A 224-nucleotide genomic window follows, 5' to 3' on the forward strand; every position below is an offset into this window, starting at 1 on the left:
GTTCGTTGAGCGCGGTCAGCCGCGCGCCGACGCTGCCCTGGGCCATGCCTTGCGCCTTCAGCAGGGCGTCGAGCTTGGCGCTGATCTCCGCTACCTGCTCCAGGCCCATCTTGTGGACCTGATCGGGGGTGAAGCTGGTGGTGGTCCATTGCTCCAGCGCCGCCGCGTAGATTTCCCGGCCGCGCGGTACGTCCCACAGGCCGGCCGATGGGCGGCCCTTGGCG

General features: G+C 70.1%; 1 protein-coding gene. It reads right to left on the reverse strand.

The features are described from left to right. The coding region (locus A7X12_RS26425; protein WP_232318591.1) for a DUF885 family protein at positions 1-224 on the reverse strand (224 nt) is incomplete at both ends.

This window comes from Sphingomonas sp. TDK1 (assembly GCF_001650735.1).
Classification (GTDB): Bacteria; Pseudomonadota; Alphaproteobacteria; order Sphingomonadales; family Sphingomonadaceae; genus Sphingomonas.